This window comes from Sphingopyxis sp. KK2, from assembly GCF_001990265.1.
Taxonomy (GTDB): domain Bacteria; phylum Pseudomonadota; class Alphaproteobacteria; order Sphingomonadales; family Sphingomonadaceae; genus Sphingopyxis.
In genome coordinates this window covers 1-1,803 of record NZ_LYVN01000276.1, presented here as the reverse complement: position 1 = coordinate 1,803, position 1,803 = coordinate 1, and the positions used below count along the sequence as shown (strand labels likewise).

Below are 1,803 nucleotides of genomic sequence, written 5' to 3'. Positions count from 1 at the left end.
CACCCGCGCGCCTGCGTCCCGCCACCCCGCGCCTAATGTGCCCGTCGCAAGAACGGGCGACGCGCCCGCCACGGAGAGGCCGATGACCAGCGAAACCGCCCCAGCCCAGACCGACGCCGCAGCGGCGCGCATGCCCTATGGCGCGCTGTTCCTGCTGATGATCGTCTATGCCTTCAACATGCTCGACCGCCAGATCGTGACGATCCTCGTCGAACCGATGAAGGCCGACCTCGACCTCGCCGACTGGCAGATCGGGATGATCAGCGGGCTCGCCTTCGCGCTCTTCTACACGCTGCTCGGCATCCCGCTCGCGCGCATCGCCGACCGCGGCAACCGCGTCGGGATGATCGCCATCGCGCTCGCGGTGTGGAGCGGCTTCACCGCGCTCTGCGGCCTCGCGCGCAACTTCACCGAATTGCTGCTCGCGCGCATCGGCGTCGGCGTCGGCGAAGCCGGCTGCACCCCCGCCGCGCACAGCCTCATTACCGACTATGTCCCGCGCGAACAGCGCGGCCGCGCGCTCGCGCTCTATTCGCTCGGCGTGCCGGTCGGCTCGCTCGCGGGGCTCGTGCTCGGCGGCATATTGCTCGCCAGCCTCGGCTGGCGCGCCGCCTTCCTGATCGCGGGGGTGCCCGGCATCCTGCTCGCCATCATCGTCTGGTTCACCCTCGACGAACCGCGCAAGCGCGCGATCACGCCGCAAACGCCTGCCGCGCCGCATATGCCGCTCGGTCAGGTGCTCGCGACCCTGCGCCGCCTGCCCAGCTTCTGGCTCATCTCCTTCGGCACCGCGATGGGCGCTTTCGGCTATTACGGCCAGGCCTCCTTCTTCGGCTCGCTCTACATGCGCACGCACGTCGCCGGGATCGACGCGATGGCGGCGGGCTGGGGCGTCCCGCCGACGGTCTTCCTCGGCCTCAGCCTCGGGCTGATCGTCGGACTCGTCGGCATGGTCGGCACCTTCGTCGGCGGCCAGCTTGCCGACCGCGCCGCGCGGCGCGGGATCAAGGGCTATACGCTCGTGCCCTCGACATCGCTCGTCATCGCGGCGCCCTTGTTCGCGGGCGCCGCGCTCGCGCCGACCGTGCCCTTGTCCTTCGCCTTCCTCAGCGGCGCGATCTTCGTGCACGCGCTCAACTATGGCTCGGTCTTCGCCTCGGTGCAGACGCTCGTCCCCGCGCGCGTCCGCGCGATGGCGGCGGCGGTACAATTGTTCGTGACCAATGCGATCGGCCTTGCGCTCGGGCCCTTGTTCGTCGGCATCGCGAGCGACCTGCTCGCCCCCTCGCTCGGCAGCGAACAGGGCCTGCGCGCCGCGATGGCGCTCGTCGCGCTGCCGCTCGCGATCGGGTCTTTGCTGTTCTGGCTGGCCGGCCGCCGGATCGAAGCCGACGAGGCGAAGCAGGGCGCCTGAGGCGCCCTGCAAATCCCTTCTTATCGCGTCAGTTCGGCGAACCGCGCCTTGTGATGGTCGCGGTCGCCATGCGCGAGATCGAGCATCATCTGGCGGCGGAGGTGGTGGCTGACGATCAGTTCCTCGCTGGTGCCGACCCCGCCATGTAGCTGCACCGCCTGCTGCGCCACCGCGATGCCGCATTGCGCGACGCGGACCTTCGCCGCCGCGATCAGCGACCTTGCGTCGCCCCCGCTTGCGAGTTGCGACGCGGCGACCATCATCAGCGCGCGCGCTTCCTCGCACGCGACGCTCATGTCGACCACCTTGTGCTGGACGACCTGGAAGCTGCCGATCGCCACCCCGAACTGCTGGCGGGTGCGGACATAGTCGAGCGTCGCTTCGACCGC

At 70.1% G+C, this 1,803-nt stretch carries 2 protein-coding genes; one reads left to right on the top strand and one right to left on the bottom strand.

Annotated features, from left to right (window positions below):
- The first annotated feature begins 82 nt into the window (after positions 1-82).
- Entirely contained in the window at positions 83-1,414 is a 1,332-nt protein-coding gene (locus B1A78_RS21715; RefSeq protein WP_077148901.1) for an MFS transporter, read from the top strand.
- A gap of 20 nt (positions 1,415-1,434) precedes the next feature.
- Here the strand turns inward: B1A78_RS21715 and B1A78_RS21710 are convergent.
- On the bottom strand, positions 1,435-1,803 hold a 369-nt coding region (locus B1A78_RS21710), incomplete at its 5' end, for an acyl-CoA dehydrogenase family protein (protein WP_256839846.1).

What these genes read in the sequence shown, in the direction of transcription:
- B1A78_RS21715 (WP_077148901.1), top strand. Translation starts at nt 83, where the DNA reads ATGACCAGCGAAACCGCCCCAGCCCAGACCGACGCCGCAGCGGCGCGC.